This is a genomic window from Streptomyces sp. NPDC001407 (assembly GCF_042895325.1).
GTDB lineage: Bacteria > Actinomycetota > Actinomycetes > Streptomycetales > Streptomycetaceae > Streptomyces.
Genome location: NZ_JBIAWF010000007.1, coordinates 137,166 through 159,875 on the forward strand (window position 1 = coordinate 137,166; position 22,710 = coordinate 159,875).

At 74.0% G+C, this 22,710-nt stretch carries 16 protein-coding genes; 9 read left to right on the forward strand and 7 right to left on the reverse strand.

Annotation, left to right across the window (positions count from 1 at the left end):
- Positions 1-38 precede the first annotated feature (38 nt).
- From ACFY1P_RS12955 to ACFY1P_RS12965, 3 genes are all read right to left on the reverse strand, one after another.
- Positions 39-1,064: a 6-phosphofructokinase gene (locus tag ACFY1P_RS12955; RefSeq protein ID WP_390750636.1), complete on the reverse strand. Its 1,026-nt coding sequence runs from the start codon at positions 1,062-1,064 to the stop codon at positions 39-41.
- 130 nt (positions 1,065-1,194) lie between these two features.
- On the reverse strand, positions 1,195-1,929 hold the full coding sequence (locus ACFY1P_RS12960) for a glutamine amidotransferase (protein ID WP_361531441.1): 735 nt from the start codon (positions 1,927-1,929) through the stop codon (positions 1,195-1,197).
- A gap of 28 nt (positions 1,930-1,957) precedes the next feature.
- Complete coding sequence (locus tag ACFY1P_RS12965; protein WP_301889506.1) at positions 1,958-3,196, reverse strand: MurT ligase domain-containing protein; 1,239 nt, start codon at positions 3,194-3,196, stop codon at positions 1,958-1,960.
- A gap of 167 nt (positions 3,197-3,363) precedes the next feature.
- Here ACFY1P_RS12965 and def point away from each other — a divergent pair, with 167 nt between their 5' ends.
- The gene (gene def / locus ACFY1P_RS12970; RefSeq protein ID WP_361531444.1) at positions 3,364-3,903 is read left to right on the forward strand and encodes a peptide deformylase; all 540 of its coding nucleotides are present in this window, start codon (positions 3,364-3,366) and stop codon (positions 3,901-3,903) included.
- Between the two features lie 41 nt (positions 3,904-3,944).
- Here the strand turns inward: def and ACFY1P_RS12975 are convergent, their stop codons facing one another.
- Positions 3,945-4,601 (reverse strand): TetR family transcriptional regulator, encoded by a 657-nt coding sequence (locus tag ACFY1P_RS12975; protein WP_361531447.1) that lies wholly within the window; start codon positions 4,599-4,601, stop codon positions 3,945-3,947.
- Between the two features lie 163 nt (positions 4,602-4,764).
- On the opposite strand from ACFY1P_RS12975, the gene ACFY1P_RS12980 reads away from it, so the two are divergent.
- The 6 genes from ACFY1P_RS12980 (at position 4,765) to ACFY1P_RS13005 (ending at position 17,131) form a co-directional block, all read left to right on the forward strand.
- A complete protein-coding gene (locus ACFY1P_RS12980; RefSeq protein ID WP_390750687.1) occupies positions 4,765-5,982 on the forward strand; it encodes an acyl-CoA dehydrogenase family protein in 1,218 nt (405 codons plus the stop codon).
- A gap of 354 nt (positions 5,983-6,336) precedes the next feature.
- Positions 6,337-9,222 (forward strand): AAA family ATPase, encoded by a 2,886-nt coding sequence (locus ACFY1P_RS12985; protein WP_390750637.1) that lies wholly within the window; start codon positions 6,337-6,339, stop codon positions 9,220-9,222.
- A gap of 11 nt (positions 9,223-9,233) precedes the next feature.
- Positions 9,234-11,819 carry an AAA family ATPase gene (locus ACFY1P_RS12990; protein ID WP_390750638.1) on the forward strand — a complete coding sequence of 862 codons (2,586 nt, stop codon included), beginning with the start codon at positions 9,234-9,236 and terminating at the stop codon, positions 11,817-11,819.
- Positions 11,816-14,614, forward strand: coding sequence for an ATP-binding protein (locus ACFY1P_RS12995; RefSeq protein WP_390750639.1), 2,799 nt, complete (start codon positions 11,816-11,818; stop codon positions 14,612-14,614). The genes ACFY1P_RS12990 and ACFY1P_RS12995 overlap by 4 nt, the downstream gene beginning before the upstream one ends.
- Positions 14,611-16,248 carry a GMC oxidoreductase gene (locus ACFY1P_RS13000; RefSeq protein ID WP_390750640.1) on the forward strand — a complete coding sequence of 546 codons (1,638 nt, stop codon included), beginning with the start codon at positions 14,611-14,613 and terminating at the stop codon, positions 16,246-16,248. The genes ACFY1P_RS12995 and ACFY1P_RS13000 overlap by 4 nt, the downstream gene beginning before the upstream one ends.
- A gap of 118 nt (positions 16,249-16,366) precedes the next feature.
- Positions 16,367-17,131: an alpha/beta fold hydrolase gene (locus ACFY1P_RS13005; RefSeq protein WP_361530694.1), complete on the forward strand. Its 765-nt coding sequence runs from the start codon at positions 16,367-16,369 to the stop codon at positions 17,129-17,131.
- Positions 17,132-17,212: 81 nt separating this feature from the next.
- Here the strand turns inward: ACFY1P_RS13005 and ACFY1P_RS13010 are convergent, their stop codons facing one another.
- From ACFY1P_RS13010 to ACFY1P_RS13020, 3 genes are all read right to left on the reverse strand, one after another.
- On the reverse strand, positions 17,213-19,312 hold the full coding sequence (locus ACFY1P_RS13010; protein ID WP_390750641.1) for a PIG-L family deacetylase: 2,100 nt from the start codon (positions 19,310-19,312) through the stop codon (positions 17,213-17,215).
- 313 nt (positions 19,313-19,625) lie between these two features.
- Positions 19,626-20,312 carry a response regulator transcription factor gene (locus ACFY1P_RS13015; RefSeq protein ID WP_361530700.1) on the reverse strand — a complete coding sequence of 229 codons (687 nt, stop codon included), beginning with the start codon at positions 20,310-20,312 and terminating at the stop codon, positions 19,626-19,628.
- Complete coding sequence (locus ACFY1P_RS13020; protein ID WP_361530703.1) at positions 20,309-21,586, reverse strand: histidine kinase; 1,278 nt, start codon at positions 21,584-21,586, stop codon at positions 20,309-20,311. Before ACFY1P_RS13020 ends, ACFY1P_RS13015 begins: the two co-directional genes overlap by 4 nt.
- A 178-nt stretch (positions 21,587-21,764) precedes the next feature.
- On the opposite strand from ACFY1P_RS13020, the gene ACFY1P_RS13025 reads away from it, so the two are divergent.
- Positions 21,765-21,980 carry a hypothetical protein gene (locus ACFY1P_RS13025; RefSeq protein ID WP_361530706.1) on the forward strand — a complete coding sequence of 72 codons (216 nt, stop codon included), beginning with the start codon at positions 21,765-21,767 and terminating at the stop codon, positions 21,978-21,980.
- A 35-nt stretch (positions 21,981-22,015) separates the two neighbouring features.
- Positions 22,016-22,579 carry a cupin domain-containing protein gene (locus tag ACFY1P_RS13030; protein ID WP_390750642.1) on the forward strand — a complete coding sequence of 188 codons (564 nt, stop codon included), beginning with the start codon at positions 22,016-22,018 and terminating at the stop codon, positions 22,577-22,579.
- The last annotated feature ends 131 nt before the right edge of the window (positions 22,580-22,710 follow it).

Here is a 22,710-nt window from a genome sequence, read left to right on the forward strand (position 1 = left end):
CCGGGGAGCCGAGCGAGGAGCTCAGCCACCGCCCGGTCTCACAGGACGCACTCCACTTCCGCGTACCGCTCGTGCGGCACCGTCTTGAGGCTTTCGACCGCCTCCGCCAACGGCACCAGCGTGATGTCCGTGCCGCGCAGCGCCGTCATCATCCCGAACGCCCGCTGGTGCGCGGCCTCCACCGCGTGCCAGCCGAAGCGCGTCGCCAGCACCCGGTCGTACGCCGTGGGCGTGCCGCCGCGCTGCACATGGCCGAGTATCACCGGGCGGGCCTCCTTGCCCAGGCGCCGCTCCAGTTCGCCGGCGAGCTGCCGGGCGACACCCGCGAAGCGCTCGTGGCCGTAGATGTCCGTGGCGCCGATCTCGAAGGCCATCGAGCCCTCGCGCGGCTTGGCGCCCTCGGCGACCACCACGATCGCGAAGCGCTTGCCGTCCTCGAAGCGGCGGCCGACGACCTCGGTCAGCTCGTCGATGTCGAAGGGCCGCTCCGGCACGACGATGGCGTGGGCGCCCGCGGCCATGCCCGAGTGCAGGGCGATCCATCCGGTGTGGCGGCCCATGACCTCGACGATCAGTACGCGCTGGTGCGACTCGGCGGTCGTCTTCAGCCGGTCCAGGGCGTCGGTGGCGACGCCCACGGCCGTGTCGAAGCCGAAGGTCACATCGGTCGAGGCGATGTCGTTGTCGATGGTCTTCGGGACGCCCACGACCGGCAGTCCCGCGTCGGACAGCAGCCGGGCCGCCTTGAGCGTGCCCTCGCCGCCGATCGGGATGACGACGTCGAGACCGAGGTCGGCGAGGTGGCCCTTGGCCCGCTCGACGCCGTCCCGCAGCTGTGCGGGCTGCACCCGCGACGAGCCCAGGAGCGTGCCGCCGGTGGCGAGGATGCCCGCCACCGCGTCCAGGTCGAGCTTGCGGTAGTCGGCCTCCAGCAGCCCCCGCCAGCCGTCGTGGAAGCCGATGACCTCGTCGCCGTGGTCGACCACGGCGCGGTGCACGACGGACCTGATGACGGCGTTCAGACCGGGGCAGTCGCCACCGGAGGTGAGTACACCAATGCGCATGACAGGGAACCTTCACAACAGGGCCGGAGACCGGACCCCGTCGTCCGGCTGGATCCCCGCCACCCTACAAGCGGTGGGTGGCGGGGAACACAACCGTCCGTCATCCGGGCCGAGCGGCCCGTTCCGCGGCTCAGGCGGGCTGGGTCGCCGCCGAGATGCGCTCCTCGCGCAGCGCGTCGTACCAGCGGTCGTCGACCGGCGGCAGGGCGTTGACGTCCAGCGCCAGCTTGATCAGCATGTCCGCGATGTGCGGGTTGCGGGCCATGACCGGCCCGTGCATGTACGTACCGAAGACGGTGTCGTTGTACGCGCCCTCCGTGCCGTCGCCCGTGCCGTTGCCCCTGCCGACCCGCACCCGCGCGAAGGGGCGCGCGTTGCGGCCGACGTGGGTGATGCCCTGGTGGTTCTCGAAGCCGGTCAGCGGGGGCAGGCCCAGCCGCTCGTCGACGTCGGCCAGCACGTCACCGACGCACCGCTCGTCCTCGCCCCGGGTGCTCACGACGTCCAGCAGCCCCAGGCCCTGCTCGCGCTGGCCCAGGTCGTTGATGAACTCGTGGCCCAGGATCTGGTAGCCGGCGCAGACGGAGAAGACGATCGCGCCGTTGGCGACGGCCCGGTTCAGGCCGCCGTCACGGCGCAGCCGCTCGGCCGCCAGTCGCTGCGGGCGGTCCTCACCGCCACCGATCAGGTAGATGTCACCGGAGGTCGGGATGGGCTGGTCGGAGCGGATGTCCACCCGCTGGACGTCCAGGCGGCGCTGGCGCGCGCGCCGTTCCAGGACCAGGGCGTTGCCCTGGTCGCCATAGGTGCTGAGCAGGTCGGGGTAGACCCACACCACACGCAGACTGTTCTGGCTGCTGCTCATGCTCACAATCCTGTCAAGTGCTCGCGGGTCAGTTGCCGACGCGGCGGCGCACGTCCTGGAACGCCGTGTAGTTCGCGATCAGCTCGATCCTGCCGGGCGGCGCGGACTGCACCGCCTCGTCGACGGTCTCGCAGACCCGGAAGTCCAGGCCCGCGACCTCCAGCCGCACCGCGAGGTCGAGCTTGCGGTCGCCGATCACGAAGATCGGGTGCCCGGCGAGGCGGGTGTAGTCGACGTCCCACAGCCAGGAGGTGTCCGTGCCGTCCGCGCCGCGCGCGTTGACGCCCAGGATCACCGGGGCCGGCGGGCCGTCGATGAGGGAGAAGGTCTCCAGCCAGCCGGCCGGGTTCTTCGCCAGCAGCAGCCGGACGTCACGGCCCAGGAACGACACCACGTCGAACCGGCCCGCGACGGCCTGCACCTGGTACATCCGCTCCAGCGCCACCTGCGGCGGCACCCCGAAGGTGGCCGCGACGGCCGCCGACGTGGTGGCGTTCGCCTTGTTGGCCCGGCCCGGCAGCTGGAGGTGGATCGGCCACGCGCTGCCGTGCGGGTCGAGGACGTAGTCGCCCGACAGCGCCCAGCTCGGGGTCGGGCGGCGGAAGCCGCACTCGCCGCAGAACCAGTCGTCGCCGGGGCGCTGCATCACGCCACCGCACGACGGGCACGACCAGGCGTCGTCCTTCCACTCCTGGCCGGCCGCCACCCACACCACGTTCGGCGAGGAGGAGGCGGCCCATACGATCAGTGGGTCGTCCGCGTTGGCGATCACCACGGCCTTGGTGCCCGCCAGGCCCTCGCGCCACTTCTCGGCGAGCATGCGCGTCTCCGCGGCCCGGTCGAGCTGGTCGCGCGAGAGGTTCAGCAGCGCTATGGCCTTGGGCGAGACGTCCCGGGCGACGCCCGCCAGGTACTTCTCGTCCACCTCGATCACGCCGTAGCGCGCGTCCGAGCCGCCCGCGAGGGCGGAGGTGATGCCGGCCGGCATGTTCGCGCCCAGCGCGTTGGAGACCACCGGGCCGCTGGCCCGCAGCGCCTCGGCGATCAGCCGGGTCGTGGTCGTCTTGCCGTTGGTGGCGGACACCAGGACCACGTCCAGGTGGGTCGCCAGCCGGGCCAGCAGATCGGGGTCGAGCTTGAGCGCGACCTTGCCGCCGATCACCGATCCGCTGCCGCGGCCCGCGGCTCGCGACACCGCCGCAGCAGCCTTGCCCGCCGTCACGGCCAGCTTGGCCCGCGGCGACAGCGGCCCCGTGTTGCCTGCCATCGTCCTAGATCCTCCTTGCATCCGGCGCCGCCGCCTGTTCCCTGGTCCGCCGGTGGAACGCCCCCTCCGCGCCGAATCGCCAGCCAGGAGGCTTCGGTCGGGGCTCAGCCTATCGAGATCCGGCCGGGGGCCCGAACCCAGAGCCCCTGGAACGTACGCTTGACCCCATGCGAACAAGCTCGATTCCCGGCAGCGCGGGACAGGTACGGCCCATGCGGCTGCTCGGCGACCGGGGTCTTCGCACACCGTGCGAAGAGGTCACGGACTTCGGTCCTGACCTGGCGAAACTCATCGAGGACATGTTCGCCACGATGTACGCGGCGCAGGGCGTGGGCCTGGCCGCGAACCAGATCGGCGTCCCGCTGCGGGTCTTCGTCCACGACTGCCCCGACGACGAGGACCGCCGTCACCTCGGGCACCTCGTCAACCCCCGCCTGGTGGAGGCCGACGGCGTGACCGTCCGCGGGCCCGAGGGCTGTCTGTCCGTGCCGGGCATCGAGGCGGGCACCCCGCGCTTCGACCACGCCGTGGTGGAGGGCTTCACCATGGACGGCGCCCCGGTGCGCGTGAGCGGCACCGGGTTCTTCGCCCGGTGCCTCCAGCACGAGTGCGACCACCTCGACGGCGGGCTGTACCTCGACCGTCTGACGGGCCTGCGCAGGCGTCGCGCGCTGCGGGCCGCCCGCAAGGCGCCCTGGGCGGCCTGACCCGTCTCACGGGCCGGGCCCGCCCGGCGCCTGAGCCCGGCTCAGAAGGCCGGTCCGCCCTCCAGGTCGCCCGCGTCCGCGAGCCGGCCCCACAGCAGGTCCGCGAGGTGCCGTACGAGGTTCGCCCGCGGGAACGGCCGCTCGCGCAGCCACCAGTCGCCCGCCGCGTGCATCATGCCGACGATGCCGTGCCCCCACGCGCGGGCCAGCTCGTCGCTGCCCGGCCCGAGGTCGACGCGCTCGGCTATCACCTCGGCCAGCTCCTCGCCGAGCCGCCGCAGCAGCGGCGCGGAGTGCCGGCCCACGTCGAAGCCCTGCTCACCCTGGTCGGAGTGGTGGCCCTCGTCGGCGGGGTGCATCAGGAAGCGGTAGACCTGCGGCCGGGTCTCTATGGCCACGAGATAGGTGTCGAGCGTCGCCTCGACCCGGTCGCGCCGGGTGGCCGCCGGTGCGTCGAGCGCGGCGCGCAGACCCGCGAGCAGCGCTTCGGTGTGCCGGGCCGCCAAGGCGCGGTAGAGGCCGCCCTTGTCGCCGAAGTGCCGGTAGAGGATGGGCTTCGTGATGCCCGCCTCGGCCGCGATGGCGTTCATCGACGCCCCCGGCCCGTCCCGCAGCACCACCCGGTCCGCGGCCTCCAGCAGCTCCTTGCGCCGCCGCTCCGCGGCCCGTTGCTGATCGTCCCGCTGACTGGTTTCCATAGGACCCGCCTCCCCGCCCCTGTGTTTCCGGTAACGCCTGCGCAACGTAACACCAAGCCCACTCAGCGAATCCGGGAGGCCGGGCAGTTGACACCTCTACTGACGGGTAACATACTCATGTTACCGCGAGTAATGACGAGTTGGAGGGGTCGTGACGCAGTTCATGATGGAGCTCGACGAGGATCAGCGGGGCATTCGTGACTGGATCCACGGCTTCGCGGCCGACGTGATGCGACCGGCCGCGGCGGAGTGGGACGAGCGCGAGGAGTTCCCCTGGCCGGTCGTGCAGGAGGCCGCCAAGATCGGCCTCTACTCCCTCGACTTCTACGCCCAGCAGTTCTTCGACCCCACCGGCCTCGGCGTCCCCCTCACCCTGGAGGAGCTCTTCTGGGGCGACGCCGGCCTCGGGCTCGCCATCGCGGGCACGGGCCTCGCCGCGATCGGCGTGCTCACCAACGGCACCGAGGAGCAGATCGGCACCTGGGTGCCGCAGATGTACGGAGACGCGGCCGATGTGAAGGTGGCCGCCTTCTGCTCCTCCGAGCCCGACGCCGGCTCGGACGTCTCCGCCATGCGCACCCGCGCCGTCTACGACCAGGCCAAGGACGAGTGGGTGATCAACGGCACCAAGACCTGGGCGACCAACGGCGGCATCGCCAACGTCCACGTCGTCGTCGCCGTGGTCGATCCGGAGCTGGGCTCGCGCGGCCACGCCTCCTTCATCATCCCGCCGGGCACCCCGGGGCTCTCCCAGGGGCAGAAGTTCAAGAAGCACGGCATCCGCGCCTCCCACACCGCCGAGGTCGTCCTCGACGGCGTCCGCGTCCCCGGCCACTGCCTGCTCGGCGGCAAGGAGAAGCTGGACGAGCGGCTGGCCAGGGCGCGGGAGCGGGCGGCGGGGCAGCGCGGGGCGGGGTCGCCGAACGCCGCGATGGCCACCTTCGAGGCGTCCCGCCCGGCGGTCGGCGCCCAGGCGGTCGGCATCGCCCGCGCCGCGTACGAGGTCGCCCTCGACTACGCCAAGACGCGGGTCCAGTTCGGCCGCCCCATCATCGACAACCAGGGCATCGCCTTCCAGCTCGCCGACATGCGCACCCGTGTGGACGCCGCCCGCCTCCTGGTCTGGCGCGCCTCCTGGATGGCCACCGCGGGCAAGCCCTTCACCGCGGCGGAGGGCTCGATGTCGAAGCTCTTCGCGGGGGAGACGGCCAAGACCGTGACGGCCCAGGCGATGCAGATCCTCGGCGGCAACGGCTACACCCGTGAGTATCCGGTGGAGCGCATGCACCGGGACGCGGCCATCTACACCATCTTCGAGGGTACGAGCGAGATCCAGCGCCTCGTCATCGCGCGGACGCTGTCGGGGATGCCGATCCGATAGGCGCGGGTGCGAGCTCCGCGGGCCCCTGCCGCCGGGCGCCCGCGGAGCTCGCCGCGAAATCGCGGAAGCCTACAGCAGACGGATGACGTGGAGGTGTCGGCCCTTCCTCTGCGGATCGTTTTCGGCTCATCGGCAAGAAGCCTGCTGACGGGCAACACCCTGTAGGCATCCAGGAACCGAACGCCTATCTTTGGCCATGCCTGGAGTGTCGTTTCTGGCTCAAACGTCATGGGTGTTCATCAGCCGTGCTGTTACCGTCGTTTCCGATCTTGTTCGTGCAAGTCCGGTCTTGGCGGTCGCTCTTGGGAACCGCCCTCCGGTGCGCGTCGATCACCGGAGCTCAAGTGTGGCTTCATGGAAGAGGGAAGCGCCGTGGCGGTCAGCAGCGATCGGGACCAGGACACCTCCCGGCGGCACCTGCCCGGCCGCTCCCACGCGCTGGACGCCCTCCTGCGGGCGGCGGCGGCCGCGCGCGCCGGATCCGCGCGGGCCGTCGTCGTCCGCGGTCCCGCCGGCACCGGCAGGACCGCGCTCCTGGCGGCCCTCGCCGAGCACCTGACCGCCACCGGCATGTCCCTACGGCACCACACGGCCCGGCCCGGGGCCCCTCAACACCAGGCCGCACGCGACCTCTTCGCACCCTTCGAATCCGGAGCCTTCGAGTCCGGACCCACCGCCGCCGGTCTCCCGGAGGCCACCGCCGCCCATGCCGCGTACGCCGCCCACCGCGCACTCCACCGCCGCGCCACGGGACTCCTGGCGAAGGGACCGCTCGCCCTCCTCCTCGACGACGCCCAGGAGTGCGACGAAGCCTCCCTGAACGGCCTGGGCTTCGTGCTCCGCCGCGCCGTCTCCTCACCTCTCCTGGTGGTCCTCGCCCAGCGCACCGGCCACCCCGGGCCCGGCACGGACGCGCTCTCCGCGCTTCTCGCCCACGACGGCTGCACGGCCCTGGACCTCGGCCCGCTGGACGCCGCGGCGACCGCCGCCGTCGTGACCCGCGCCCTGGGCCGGCCCCCGGCGGAATCCTTTCTCCGGCACTGCGAGGAGGTCTCCGGAGGCAACCCCGGGCTGCTGACCCGGCTGCTCACCGACGTGCGCGCGGCGGGCATCCGTCCCGACGCGGACGGCCTCCGCCGACTGCGTACCCTCGGCGAGGGCGCCCTCGTCCCGGCGGTGACGGCGCGGCTGTCCGGACACCCCGAGCACGTACGCCGCGTCGCCCGCGCCGTCGCCGTCCTCGGCCACACCGACCCCGAACCGCTCGGCGCGCTCGCGGCGGTGACCGGCAGGCGCCTGACGACCGCGCTGGAGGCCCTGCGCCGCGACGGGGTCGTCGCACCGGAAGGCCACCCCGCCGTCATGCGGGAAGCCGTCGGCCGCGCCGTCCTCGCCGAACTGCCCGGCCCCGAGCGGGAGACGCTGCGCGCCCGCGCCGCCCGGCTGCTCAACGACTCGGGCCGGTCGGCCTGCGAGGTCGCCGCCCAGCTCGTCCACCTCAAGGAGCCGGCCGAGCCGTGGATGCCCGGTGTGCTCCGCGAGGCCGCCGCGCAGGCACCGGACCGCGCCACCGCGCGGGCCGCCGCGCGCTGCCTGCGCCGCGCGCTGGCCGCCGGACCCACCGGCGGCCTCCGGCAGGAGATACGCGTCGAACTGGCCCGGACCTCCGCGCCCTTGGCACCCGCCACCACCCTCGCGCAGCTGCGGCAGGCCCTCGCCGAGGCCACCCGCCCGCACGACCGGGCCCGCATCGTCGTGGAGTACGGGCTGACCGCCGCGGGCACCCGCCGCGCCCCCGAAGCCGTACGGCAACTCGGCGCCGTCCTCGACACCCTGCCGACGGACCCCGGCACCCTGGGCCACGCGCTCCGCACCCCCGTCGCGGCCGCCCTCCTCGTCACCGCCGTCAACGACCGCACCGCCCTGGCCACCGCGCGCGAACGGGCCCGCGACTGGCCCGTACCCGCCGGTGACAGCCGCGCCGAGCGCCACCTCCTGGCCGCCCTGAGCACCCTCGCCGCCTTCGACGGCGGGCCCGCGGGCCAGGCCGTCGACCTGGCCCGCCGCGCCCTGTGGATCGAGGAACCCGCACCCGTCGGCCACTGCGTGCTCGGCGCCTCCCTCGTCCTCGCCCTCGCCGACGAAGTGGACGAGGCCATGGCGGCGCTCGCCCGGTGCGCCTCCGACAGCCGGGCGCGCCGCGAAACATGGACCCACATCGCCGCGCTGTGCGGGCAGTCCCTCACCCTGCACGGCACCGGCGACGTCACCACGGCCGTCTCGACGGCCCGCACCGCCGCCGGCCTCGCCGCGCGGGAGGGCTGCCCCGAGGCCACCATGCCGGCCCTCGCCCTCGCCACCGCCCTGCTCTCCCAGGGCGACGCCGAGGAGGCCGACGCCCTGCTCGACAGCGTCGTCGGCCCCGCCGTGGCCCAAGGCGTCTGGGAATGGCACCACTTCCTCTACACCAAGGGCAGGGCCCGGCGGGAGCGGGGCGACCTCGACGGCGCGCTGGAACTGTGGCTGCACTGCGGGCGCGGCCTGGAGGCGGCGGGCATCGCCAACCCCGTCCTCGCCCCGTGGTGGCTGCCCGCCACCACCACCCTCGTGCGCCTGGGCCGCACCAGGGCCGCCGCGGACCTCGCCGAACGCGCGCAGGAGGCCGTACGCCGCTGGGGAACCCCGCGCGCGATCGGCCTCGGGCTGATCGCCGCCGGCGTCGTCGCCAAGGGCCGCGCCCGGCTGGACCTGCTCGGCGAGGCCGTGGACGCGCTCGCCGACTCCCCGGCCCGCCTCGACCGCGCCAAGGCCGAATACCAGCTCGGCTGCGAGCTCCTGGCCCACGACGCCACCCCCGACGCGCGCCGCCACCTGCGCCGCACCGTCGAACTGGCCACCAGCTGCGGCTACCACGTACTCGCCGCCCGCGCCCGGGACCTCCTCGTCGCCGCGGGCGGCCGGATGTCCCGGCTCGCCGTCAGCCCGGTCGACTCCCTGACCGAGAGCGAGCGCCGCGTCGCCGCGCTCGCCCGGCGGGGCATCAGCAACAAGGAGATCGCCGCGACCCTCTTCATCAGCCTGCGCACCGTCGAGGCCCACCTGACGAACGTCTACCGCAAGCTCGACGTCCGCGGCCGCGCCGACCTGCCCCCCTCCGTCGACGCCTCCTACCGCACACACCGGCACGCGCCCGACGGACCGCGCCGGGCACCCGCCGACTTCTGCGTCCCGAGCCACTAGGAGAGCCGCGGGTGACGCACGGGAACACCGGGGACTGGGCCGGGCACGGGGGCGCGGCGCTCGTCGAGCGGGAGCGTGAACAGGAGCTGCTGCGCGACCTGCTGGGCGGACTGCGTCACGGCCCGTCCGCCCTCGTCGAGATCGGCGGCGGCCCCGGCAGCGGCCGCAGCGCGCTGCTGAACCAGGCGGTGACGCTCGCCCGGCAGGCGGGGGTGCGCGCCGTCACCGCCCACGCGTCGTGGGAGGAATCCGCCCTGCGCTACGGCGTCGCCGACCAGCTCCTCGCCGCCCTCGGGCGGCCCGGCGCCGCCCCGCCGTCCGACGTGGACGAGACCGTCCTCGTACCCGCGCTGTGCCGCGCCTTCCTCGCCGCCGCCCGCGAACAGCCGCTGCTCATCGCCGTGGACGACGCCCAGTGGGCCGATCCGCACTCGTGGCGCTGGCTGCGGTCGCTGGCGCGCAGGCTCTCGGGCGCCCCGATGATGCTGCTGACCACCCGCGGCGGCGTCCCCGCCGACGGCTCCCACGACCCGCTGGAGCCCGGCTCGCTCGCCGCCGGGCGCACCGTCACCCGCCACACCCTCACCCCGGCCCCGCTGTCCACCGCCGGGGTGACCGAGCTCCTCACCCGTGCCTACGGGCGGCCCGTCGACCCGGCCTTCGGCGCGGCCGCCGCCCATGCCGTCGAGGGCAACCCCGCGCTGCTGCGCACGGTGGCCGGCAGATTCGCCCGGCACGGCTGGCGGCCCGCGGCCGACCACCTGCCGCACCTCGCCGACAGCGTCGCCGAAGCGTTCCGGGAACGCGCGGTCAGGACGGCCGCCGCGCTCCCCGCCGAACTCCTCGGCGTCCTGCGGGCCATCGCCGTCTGCGGCCAGGACGCCACCCCCGGCCTGATCGCCGCGCTGACGGACCCCGGCGGCACCGACACCGCCCGGGCCGTGGCCCGGCTGGCCGGGACCGGCCTGCTCACCGACGGCGAGCGGCCCGCCTTCCGCGAACCGAGGGCCGCCGAGGCGGTGCTCGCCGGGCTCGGCGCGGAGCGGCGCGAGAAGCTCTACGCCCGCGCCGCCCGGCACGCCCACCGGGCCGCGGTCCCCGACAGCGGGCTGACCAGGATGCTGCTCGCCGCACACGTCGTCGGCGCCACCTGGGCCGTGGACGCCCTGCGCCGGGAGGCCGCCCGCTGCCGCGCCGCCGGGGATCTGCGCACGGCGGGCCGGCTGCTGCACCGCGCGCTGCGCGAGCCCATGGCACCGGCCGCACGGGCGAAGATCTTCATCGAGCTGAGCGCCGTCGTGCTCCCCACCTCGCCCGCCGCCTCGGACCGGCACCTGCGCGGGGCCCTGCTCACCCGGGCCGACGCGACCGCGGGCCCCTCCTGGGTCCAGGCCGCCGGACTCCTCGTGGCCCGCGGCGACGTGGTCTCCGCGCAGCCACTGATCGCCCGCGTCCTCGACGGTACGGACGTGAGCGCACAGGACAGGGCCGGGCTGCGGGCGCTGTACTGGCTGGCCGGACACAGCCAGCAGGGCGCCGAACACGAGCTGGACCGGCCCGCCATGGCCGCCCTCCCCGACCTGCCCGCCGAACCGGCCGAAGCGGGCGTCGCGGCCTGGCACCACGCCCTGCGCGGCCGCGACATCGACCACACCCGGTCCCTGGCCCGCACCGCCCTCGCCCCCGCCGCCAGGGACACCACGCCGCCGGCCGCTCAACTGGCCGCCTGCCAAGCCCTCCTCCTCACCGGCGACTTCGCCGAGGCGCAGACAGCACTGGACGCGGTCCTGGTGCGCGCCCAGCGGGCCGGTGCCCGCCCGACCGCCGGGCTCGCCCTGATCGTCGAGGCGCAGGCCGCACTCCACCAGGGCAGGCCCGAGGCGGCCGCCGCCTCCCTCGACCGCGCCGAGCACGTCATGCCGCCGCACTGCTGGCACCCCCTCATGGCCCCCGCCCCCGCCGGGCTCCGGGCACTCGCCCACCTGGCGCTGGGCGACGTCGCCACCGCCGGGCGGATCGTCGAAGGGGCCCGCCCGGCCGGGGCCGAGGGCGGCCTGGCCTGGGCCTATCTGCTCTACGCGCGCGGCCGGGTGCGGCTCGCGGGCGGTCAGGGCGGCCCGGCGCTGGCGGACCTGCTGGAGTGCGGCCGCCTCCTGCTCGCCCGGCAGGTCGCCAACCCCGTGCTGCTGCCCTGGCGTTCGGCCGCCGCCGCGGCCCACGGCCCCGCCGAGCGTGGCGGACCGGCCGCCGACCTGCTGGCCGAGGAGCGCCGCCTCACCCTCGCCTGGGGCGCGCCCGACAGCGTCAGCCGGGCGCTGCGCTACGTCGCGGACGTGGCACTCCGCACCGCCCAGGCCCCCGCCGTCCCCCCGGCCGCACCCCAAGTGATCCGCTCCGGCCGGGGGCTGACCGTCGCCGAGCTGCGCGTCGCGGTCCGCGCCGCGCGCGGCATGACCAACCGCGCCATCGCCACCGAGCTGTCGGTGACCCTGCGCACCGTGGAACTGCACCTGACCAAGGCGTACCGCAAGCTGGGCATCACCGGCCGCGCCGAACTGGCCCTCGCCCTGGGGCCCTTAGGGAGGAAGACCGGATGACCCCCGTGCCCGACCGGCAACTGCTCGACCGGCAGCGAGAGCTGGACCTCATCGCCGGGGCGATGCGGGCCGCCACCCGGGGCAGTGGCTGCCTGATCGTCGTCACCGGCGGCATCGGCGTCGGCAGGACCGCCCTGCTGCGCGCTCTGCCGCCCCTCGCCGAACGGTGCGGGACGCGCGTGCTGACCGCCAGCGCCGTCCCCATGGAAGCCGACTTCCCCTTCGGCGTGGCCGGCCAGCTCCTCGACCCCCTCCAGCCCGAACCACCCGAGGGCGAGCCCTACGGAGAACTCCTCGCCCTCGTCGCCCGGCACAGCGAGCAGCAGCCACTGCTGCTGCTCGTCGACGACCTCCAGTGGGCCGACCCGCACTCCCTGCGCTGGCTCAGCCGGCTCGCCCGCCGAGTCAACCACCTCCGGGTCACCGCCGTCGTCACCCTGCGCGAGGGCGAGCCCCGCGCCGAGGAGCCCCGCGTCCACGAGATCATCGACAGCGCCGACCACGTCCTGCGCCCGGCCCCGCTCGGCAGGGAGAGCACCGCCGAGCTCGTGGCCGCCCGCCACGGAAGGGCGGGCACACCCGCATATGTGACGGCTTGTCAGGAGATCGGCGGCGGCAACCCGATGTTCCTCACCGCCCTGATCGACGCCACCGCGGGGGAGGGCGAACCGGAGGCCGGCTGGGCCACGGCCCTCGCGGAGTCGCCCCTGCCGTCGCTGCGCGAGCGCCTCGCCGCCGCGCTGCGCGCCCAGCCCCGCCCCGTACGGGCCATGGCGGAGGTGCTGGCCGTCCTCGGCACCCGCACCGCCCCGGAGCTCGCCGGCCGGCTCGCCGGGCTCGACCCGACCGGCCGCGACAGCGCCCTGCGGTCCCTGCGCAGGCTCGGACTGCTGACCGCCGGGCCCGAACCCGCCTTCGTGCACCGGGCCGTACGCGACGCCGCCGAGGACCTGCTGAGCCCGGCGGAGCAGGAGGAGCAGCACGTCCGCGCCGCGCTCCTCCTGCACTGCGCCGGGCACCCCGCCGAGGAGGCCGCCGCCCACCTGCTGGCCGCGCCCTCGTGCCAGGAGGACTGGGCCGTGGAGGTGCTGCGCACCGCCGCCACCGCCGCTCTGCGCCGCGGGGCCCCCGAGGACGCCGCCCGCTGCCTGCGCCGGGCTCTGCTGGGCAGCGCGCCGGACGGGCCGGAGCGCGCCACGCTCCTCGTCGACCTCGCCTCGGCCGAGCGCGCCTTCGACCCGCCCGCCGCGATCCGGCACGTCTTCCAGGCGCTCGACCTCATCCCCGCACCCGCGCAGCGCGCCCTGGCCGCCGTGCGCATCCCGCCCTCCCTGCTCGGAGGCTGCCCGCCCCCGTCCGTGGAGGCGATCCGTGAACTCGCCGACGAACTGGGCGAGCCCGGCCGGCTCACCGGCGGGGACCGCGAGCCCGCGCTGCGGATCGAGGCCCGGCTGCGCCATGTCGCCGTGGCGGCGCCGGGACAGCTGCGCACCAGCGCCGAACGGCTGCGCTCCCTGGGCCCGGACCCCTCCCTGCACACCGCAGCCGAGCGCGAACTGGTCACCGTACTGCTGCACGGCGCGACCATGGCCCAGGGCGTGTCCGCGGCGGAGGCCGCCCGGCTCGCCCACCGCCTCCTGCAGTACGAGCCCGCCGCGCCCGACCACGCGTACACCGCCCTGCCGCTGCTCACGCACGTCCTGATCGCCGCCGATGCCGTCGCCACCATCGGGCCCTGGCTGCACACCGCCCAGGAGCGGGCCCGTAGGGAGGGCGCCACCGTGCCGCGCGCGGTGATCAGCGTCGAACTCGCCCATGTGCTGCTGGCCCAGGGCCGCCTGGCGGAAGCACGCGCCCAGGCCGACGAGGCGCTCGCCCTGGGCGTGACCGACTGGGCGACGCTCCAGTCGCTCGTCGGGATCGTCATGGTCGCCGTCGAGAGCCGGGACACGGGCCTGGCCCGGCGGCTGCTGGCCTACCGCCGCGATGGCGTACGGCAGGGGCACCAGCCCTCCTCCCTGCTCCTCGTCCGGGGCTCGATGGCGGCCGGGGCCGGCGATCTGCCCACCGCGCTCGAGCACTTCCTGGAGTGGGGACGGTGCGCCGAGCGCGCCGACTGGCGCAACCCCGCCGTCTTCCCCTGGCGTTCCTGGGCGGCCGGGCTGCACTACCGGATGGGCCACGCGGACCGGGCCAGGGACCTGCTGGAGGAGGAGCGCGCGCGGGCGGCCGCCTGGGGGAGTCCCGTGGCCGTCGGCCGCGTCCAGCGGGTGCGAGGGGCCGTCACCGGAGGGGAGCGGGGCATCGCCCTGCTCCGCGAGTCCCTCGCCACTCTGGAGGGGTCCGGCAACGCCCTGGAGCGCGCCCGCACGGCCGTCCTCCTCGGCCGCCGGCTGCGGGCCGGCGGGCGGCCGGAGGCCGAGACCCATCTGCGCCGCGGCCGCGAGCAGGCCCTCGCCGGCGGGGTGCCCTGGCTCGCGGACCTGGCCGCCCGCGAACTGCGCGCCATGGCCAGCCCGGTGGCCCCCGTCGCGGTCGAGTCCCTCACCCGCAGCGAACGCAAGGTGGCCGGGCTCGCCGCGCACGGGGTGCCGAACCGGGACATCGCCGAGCTCCTGGAGGTGAGCTCCCGGGCGGTGGAGAAGCACCTGACCCACGCCTACCGGAAGCTGGACGTGGCGGGCAGGGGCGAACTCGCCGCCCTGGCCCACCTCTTGCCGGACGCCTCGGCCGCGCCGCCCACCGGTGCGCCGACGGACCCGATCCCTGTCACTCGTCCGAAAGGTCATGCATGACCAGCGTGTCAGTGAACCAGCCCCTCTCGCGGCGCCGCCTGCTCGGCATCGCGGCCCTCGGCGCCGTCGCCCTGGCCGGGGCGACCACCGTCACCACCGCACCGCGCGCCGCCGCCGCCACCGACGGCGCGTACGTACCGGCCGTGGTGATCGGCACCGGCTACGGCGCCGCCGTCTCCGCCCTGCGCCTCGGCGAGGCCGGGGTCCCCACGCTGATGCTGGAGATGGGTCAGCTGTGGAACCGGCCCGGGCCCGACGGCAAGGTCTTCAACGGCATGCTCGCACCCGACAAGCGCTCCAGCTGGTTCCGCACCCGCACCGAGGCCCCGCTCGGCTCGATCCTCTGGCTGGACGTCATCAACCGCGACATCGAGCCCTACGCCGGGGTCCTGGACCGGGTCGAGTACGGCGGGATGTCCGTCTACGTCGGGCGCGGCGTGGGCGGCGGCTCGTTGGTCAACGGCGGCATGGCCGTACGCCCGTCCCGCGCCTACTTCGAGGAGGTGCTGCCGCAGGTCGACGCGGCCGAGATGTACGACCGCTACTTCCCGCGCGCCGACGGCGTGCTCGGGGTCGGCCACATCGACCCGGACTGGTTCCAGGAGACCGAGTGGTACAACTTCGCCCGGGTCTCGCGCGAGGCCGCGCGCCGGGCGGGCCTGCGCACCACCTACGTGCCCAACGTCTACGACTTCTCCTACATGCGGCGCGAGGCGGCCGGTGAGGTGCCGAAGTCGGCACTGGCCACCGAGGTCATCTACGGCAACAACCACGGCAAGCGGAGCCTGGACCAGTCCTATCTGGCGGCCGCCCTCGGCACCGGCAAGGTCACCATCGAGGCCCTCCACACCGTCCGCGCGATCGGCAGACAGCCCGACGGCACCTACGTCCTGACGGTCGAACAGGCCGACGCCTACGGCACCCTGATCGCCCGCAAGGAGATCACCTGCCGCCATCTCTTCCTCGGCGCGGGCAGCCTGGGCTCCACCGAGCTGCTCGTGCGGGCCCGGGACACCGGCGCCCTGCCCGAGCTCAGCGCCGAGGTCGGCGCCGGGTGGGGCCCCAACGGCAACATCATGACCGCCCGGGCCAACAACCTCTGGGATCCCACAGGCCCTCACCAGTCGTCCATCCCGGCGCTCGGCATCGACGACTGGGCCAACCCGGCGGCCCCGGTCTTCGCGGAGATCGCGCCCATGCCGGCGGGCATCGAGACCTGGGTCAGCCTCTACCTCGCCATCACCAAGAACCCCGAACGCGGCACCTTCGTCTACGACAAAGCCGCCGACCGGGCCGTCCTGCGCTGGACGCGGGACCAGAACACGCCCGCCGTCAATGCCGCGAGATCGCTCTTCGACCGGCTCAACAAGGCCAACGGCACGGGCTACCGCTACGACCTCTTCGGCCCCCAGGCCAAGGCGTTCGCCGACGACTTCTGCTACCACCCGCTCGGCGGCTGCGTCCTCGGCAAGGCCACCGACCTCTACGGCCGGGTCGCCGGCTACCGCAATCTCTACGTCAACGACGGAGCGCTCATCCCCGGTTCCATCGGTGTCAACCCCTTTGTGACGATCACCGCACTTGCCGAACGGAACATCGAACACATCATCAAACAAGACGTCACCGCGCCATAAAGTGGCGAGGTGACCGTGGGCGGCGGGGGCCGCAAGGGCCTTGCCGCCCACGGTTGTTCATCACCTTGCTCACCATTGTTCCGTATGTCGAATTTCCGTTGGAAGGAACGACCGACCCGTGATCGACAACACCGAGGACAACGGCCTGTGGGTCCGCAGGTTCCACCCGCGCCCCGACGCCGCCACCCGGCTGGTCTGCCTGCCCCACGCCGGCGGATCGGCGAGCTTCTACTTCCCCGTGTCGCAGGCCATGCCGGACGACGTCGACGTCATCTGCCTCCAGTACCCCGGCCGTCAGGACCGCCGCGCGGAACCGCTCATCGACAACATCCCCGAGCTCGCCGACCGGGTCTTCGCCGCGCTGCTCCCGTGGGCCGACCGGCCGTTGGCGTTCTTCGGGCACAGCATGGGCGCCACGCTGGGCTTCGAGGTCGCCCGGCGCTTCGAGCGCGAGAAGGGCATCGTCCTCGCCGGACTCTTCGCCTCCGCCCGCCGCGCGCCGTCCAGGCACCGGCACGAGACCGTGCACCAGCGTGACGACGACGGCCTGATCGCCGAGCTGAAGGGGCTGAGCGGCACCGACTCGCAGCTCCTCGGCGACGAGGAGATCCTGCGCATGGTCCTCCCGGCGATCCGCGCCGACTACCACGCCGCGGAGACCTACACCTATGAGCCGGGCGAGCCCCTGCACTGCCCGGTGACCGCGCTGACCGGTGACGACGACCCCAAGGTGACCCTGGAGGAGGCCCAGGCGTGGGCCGAGCACACCGAGGGCCCCTTCGACTTCCACGTCTATCCGGGCGGCCACTTCTACCTGGCCTCGCACCAGAAGGCACTCAACACCCTGATGGCCGACCACCTGCGGGCCTGCCGGCAGGCGTAGGGCCTGGCCAGGCATGCGGTAAGGGCTCGACGCGCACCCGCGTCGAGCCCTTACCGAGCACCGAAAGTTCACGACTCCGCGTTACGACTCCAGGTCCGCCTGGGTCGTGCCGTCGTGCGACAGCCAGTCCGTGAAGGCGGTCTTGCCGGAGCCCGTGTGCCGGGCGCTGCTGAGCCTGCCGTCCATGCCGAGGACGACGGCGACCGTGCGGCCCTTGGCGTCCTGCGTCATGCCGGCCGTGCCGCGGTGCGGTATGCCTTCGTCCGCCCAGGGGCCGGGGCGGCCCGAACCGGCCGACAGCCGGACGAGGCCCTTGCCGTCCCGCGCGGCGAGCACCGTCGCGGTCCCGGCCTGGGCGAGCGCGACGCGGCCGTAGCCGCTTATCGAGGGGCACTCCGTGGTGACCTTCCAGCCCGCGCTGTCGGTCAGCCGGTCGGCGACGACTATGCGGGAGGTGTCCGGCTGGCGCATGGCCATGCGGACGCCCCCGCCGGACAGCGGGGCCAGGGTCAGCGGGCCCGTCGTGGCAGGCAGCCGCGTCGGGGCGGCCGACTGCGGCGGGCCGTCGGTGCCCTGGGACATCCAGTGGTGGACGGTCCTGGTGTCGGCGGCGACGACGTGGATCCGGCCCTCGCCGTCGAGCACGGCGTCCAGGCCGTCCTCCAGCCTCGCCCGCGGATCGGCCGCCGGCAGCGCGGACCAGCCCGTCCAGCCGTTGCCGCCGGTGCCGCTGCGGAAGCTGATGCCGCCGTCGAAGTCGCGTACGAAGACGAAGACCGTGCCGTCCTTGGCCACGACCGCGACCGGGTAGCCGATCTCCATCGAGCGGCGGGGGTCGTCCTCGGGGGAGTCGAGGGACTGCCAGGGGCCGAACGCCGGGATGCCGCCGGGGCCCTTGCCGGTCTGGAGGGCGGTGACGACCTCGCGGCGGTGGGGCTTGTCGTGCACGGGGAGCACGGTGCGTATGGAGAACAGCTGAAGCGAACCGTCCTGGTGCCGCACCGCCTGTATCTGGCCCTCCAGCATGCTGCCGCCGACCGCGACGGGCGCGGACCAGATGCCGCTGCCCGCCTTGCGCTCGGTCCAGCACTGCGCGGTGCCGTCGAGGATCCCGAAGGCGGCGAGCCGGCCGTCGGGCAGCGGCTGCACCCAGCGCATGGTGCCGGGAGCGCGGTGGCGGCAATTGCTCGACCAGCCGTGGTACTTGGTGGCGGACAGATTGCCGACCTTGCGGTCGCCGCAGCCCGCGGGATCCCCGCAGTTCTTGCCGTGGTCGGCCCAGCCGTAGATGTCGAGGAAGGTGATCTTGCGGTCGGTCGTGGCCTTGTCGAGGTTGCTGCGCAGCACGTCGACCTCGTAGCCGACGTAGCTCTCGACGGCGGTGGGCCGGGAGTGCTTGCGGCCCCAGTACTCCGCGAGGGCGGCCTGGGCGAAGAAGGCGGAGGTCGTGTGGTCCTGGTGATCGTGGCTGTAGATGCCGTCCAGGACCGGCGGGGTGTTGCGGTAGTCCGGCTGCTTCGCCAGGTGCGCGGGGTTGGGGTCGAGGGTGCGGACCACGGTCGGCTGGTATCGCTCGAAGACGGCGGCGAGCGTGTCGATCAGCTGCTGGCGCCCGTACTGATAGGTGCGCGTGACGGGGCTCGCCGTCGGCGTGAGCGTGGTGAGCTTGGGCGTCGCCCCGAGCCACAGGCCGCGCAGGCTGTCCTTGTGCGGGGAGCGCAGCGAGCGCGCCTCGATCAGCTCCACGAAGATCATCTGGACATGCGGAGCAGCACGCAGCGTCTGCAGCTCGACCTCGAAGCCGGGCAGGAGACGCAGGGTCTCCACATCCCAGGGGCTGAGGGAGTTGCCGGTGGCCATCTGCGCCGTGGCCTCACGGAAGCCGTTGATCCGGGCGCGGACGAACTCCGGCCGCTTCATCGGCATGCGGGCGTAACCGCGGGTCTTGGAGGGCGCGTTGCGCCCGTCCGACTCGCCGCCGGTCAGGCACACGGTCACGGCGGGCGCGCCGCTGAGTATGGACTGCTCCAGCTCCGGGTTCATGAAGTAGAGCGAGTCGTCGGGGTGGGCGATCACATGGACGAACGACGCGGACGCCGACGACTTCGCGGCACGCACCGGCGCCCCGCCGTCCGTGCCGGTCTTCTTGACCTCGGGGGCCAGCCACTGCCAGGCACCCACGGCACCCGCTCCGACGACAAGGCCCCCGCCGGCGACCTGAAGCACTCGGCGACGCGGTATGTGCCCTGGCACAGGTATCCCCCTATTCTCCTGCGCCAAGAGCGCGTGGTGATCAGACAGTCGAACGCGATGGGGATGAGAACTGATCACCCCCTGATCGAGAGTTCGATCCTATGACCCGCCACCTGCCGTTTCCCTGCTGTTTTGTAACAGCCTGCCCACGGCCGGATGTAGGTTCCCAGGCGGTTGGGCAACACGACCCCCTGGACGCAAGGGCGCGGGAGTGCGCGCCCGGGGGGGAGCCGCGAGGGCCTCAGGCCGCGCCGGAACGGTCCGCGTCGTGGGCGAGCAGGGCGATCTGGACCCGGTTGTTGAGATCGAGCTTCGTCAGGATGCGGGAGACATGTGTCTTGACCGTCGCCACGCTCATGAACAGCGCGGCCGCGATCTCCGCGTTGGACTGGCCCCGCCCCACGGCGGCCGCGACCTCCCGCTCCCGTTCGTTCAGCAGGGCCAACTTGCCGCGCGCCTCGCTGCCGTGAGTGTCCACCTGCTCACCATCCGTGACGCGAGCGATCAGTTGACGCGTCACGGTGGGGGAGAGGACCGGGGCTCCCGACGCCACCCTGCGCACCGCGTCGACGATCTCCGCGGGCGGGGTGTCCTTGAGGACGAACCCGGCGGCCCCTGCCCGCAGGGCCCGCAACACCTGCTCGTCCGCGTTGAACGTGGTCAGCACGATGACCTCCGGCGCCCCCTCCCGGCCGCGCAGCAACTCGGTGGCGGCCAGCCCGTCCATCGACGGCATGCGGATGTCCATCAGCACCACATCGGGCGCGAGCCGGTCGACCAGCCCGGCCACCTCGGTGCCGTCGGCCGCCTCGCCCACGATCACGATGTCGGCCAGACCGCCGAGCATGAACGACAGCCCGGCCCGCACGAGCGGGTCGTCGTCGACGAGCAGGACACGGATCGGCTGAGGCTGCGGTGCGGCGGTCATACCGGCCACGGTAGCCAGCCGCGGACCCGGAAGCCGCCGTCGGGGGCGGGCCCGTGCTCGAGCCGGCCGCCGGCCAGGGTGGCGCGCTCGGTGAGACCTATGAGCCCCTGCCCGGATCCGGGCACCGCCGCACCCTCCGCCGACCCGGGCGGATTGGTGACCACGACGGTGAGCCCCTCGTCGGGCGAGCCCCCGACGACCACGCCCACCTCCGCGCCCGGGGCGTGCTTCCGGGCATTGGTCAGTGCCTCCTGGACTATCCGGTAGACCGTGCGGCCCGTGGCCGCGGGCACCCGCAGCGGATCGGCCACCCTCTGGTCGAGGCGGACCGCCATGCCCGCCTGCCGGGACTCCTCCAACAGCTCCTCCAGTGCCGCGAGCGTCGGCTGCGGCCGGTCGGCAACCGGCCCGGACCCGGCACCGGGCGCGCCCTCGGATGCGGCGGCGCCCTCGGGGGCACGCAGCACACCGATCACCTCCCGCAGATCCTGCAACGCCTGGTGCGCGCTGCTGCGGATCACACCGGTGGCGCGCGCGAGCTCGGCGGGAGGCGCGTCCGGCCGGTATTCCAGGGCACCCGCGTGCACGCACAGCAGGGACAGCCGGTGCGCGAGCACATCGTGCATCTCCCGCGCGATGCTCTCCCGCGCGAGGCGCTGGGCCCGCTCGGCCCGGAGCTCGGCTTCGGCCTCCGCGCGCACGGCGCGCTCGCGCAGCGACAGCACCAGCTGCCGGCGGGACCGCACGAACATGCCCCAGCCGATCATGGTGAGGACCAGCAGCATCCCGATCGCGGACGCCCCCATGAACCCCAGCCCGGGATCCGGGCGGACGGCGGCCTGGACCGGCTGGCTGATCAGCGCGAGCCCGCCCGCCACCGCCACCGCGCGGAACGGGCGGTGCACCGCCACGCTGAACACGGCCACCAGCAGCGCGCCAGCCGCGCACGGTGTCACGGCGCTCACCGCCGACAGCGCCACGGCCAGCTCGGTGGGCCACCGCCGCCGCAGCCACAGCGCCGTGCAGGCCGCGGCCCCCACTATCTGATCGGCGAGGAGGGCCCCATCCGACACCTGGGCGGCCGCCCGCGCGTCGTCCGCCACCAGCAGCCCGAAGAGAGCGGCGAAGGCGAGACACACGATGTCGACGGCCCAGTCGCGCGCGGTCCGCCGCGCCCGGCCGCCGCCCGCCCGCGGCTCCATGACAGCCGACGGCAACAGCCACGGATAGGCCGCGTCCGGCTGGATCATGTCTTGTGCTCGCTCGCCGTTCATGCCCACAAATCTACTGAGCGACCGGACCTCGCGGGGGTGCCGGAAAGCGGTCGGCGACCAAAGTCGGACTACCGCAGACTTTGGTCGCGACATGCCTGGTGAACCCGCTACCTCCGGTCATGGGCCGCCGACCTCCGGGCGATGTCCGGGCCGCCGGGCGGGCGGGAGGATCGTGGCCATGAAGAAATTGCTGGAAGGCGTCGGCGCCACTCTCCTCATCGCGGGCATCAGCACGATCGTCCATGAATGCACCGGCTGGTTCCGGCTCTGGGGCGTCGTGCGCTACATCGGATTCCTCAAGGGGTACGAGATATACGCGGGCATCCTGCTCGCGGTGCTGGGCGTGGCCGTGCTGATCGCCTCCGACGCGGTGAAGGGCGAGCCCGAGAAGTGAGGTCAGGCGGGGCACACCCCTGAGAAAGGATGATGATGACGGACATCTCCGGGCTCGTCGCGGCCCTCGGCCTCCGGCCGCACGTCGAGGGCGGGTGGTTTCGCGAGACGTGGCGGACCACGGCCGAAGCCGCCCCCGACGGATACGGCGGCCCGCGGGCGTACGCGACGGGCATCTACTACCTGCTGCACCCCGGCGAGGCGTCCCGCTGGCACCGGGTGCGGTCGGACGAGCTCTGGCTGTGGCACACGGGCGGCCCGCTGAGGATCAGGCTGGGAGGGGAGGGGAAGACCCCGAGCGAGGCCGAGACCGTCGAGGCCGTGCTGGGGGCGGCGGTCGACCGGGGCGAGCGGCCGCAGTTCCTGGTCCCCGGAGGCCGCTGGCAGTCCGCGGAACCGGCAGGTGACGAACCGGTGCTGGTCTCGTGCGTGGTGGCCCCCGGCTTCGACTTCAAGGACTACGAGGACACCGAGGACACCGGGGACACCGGGGACACCGGGGACACCGGGGACACCGGGGACACCGAGAGCGCCGGGAGTCTCGGCGGCCCCGGGAGTCTCGGCAGCCCCGGGAGTTCTGGGAGCCCCGAGGAAATATAGGCCGTGGCCGGCGGAGCTCCGGTCGGCCGGTATGACTGACGGGCCACGCACGGGCGAACGAGTCGTACGTCTGCCCGACCATCTGCCCGGCTCCGTCAAACTCCTTGCCACACCAGTCAGATGGACGTCAG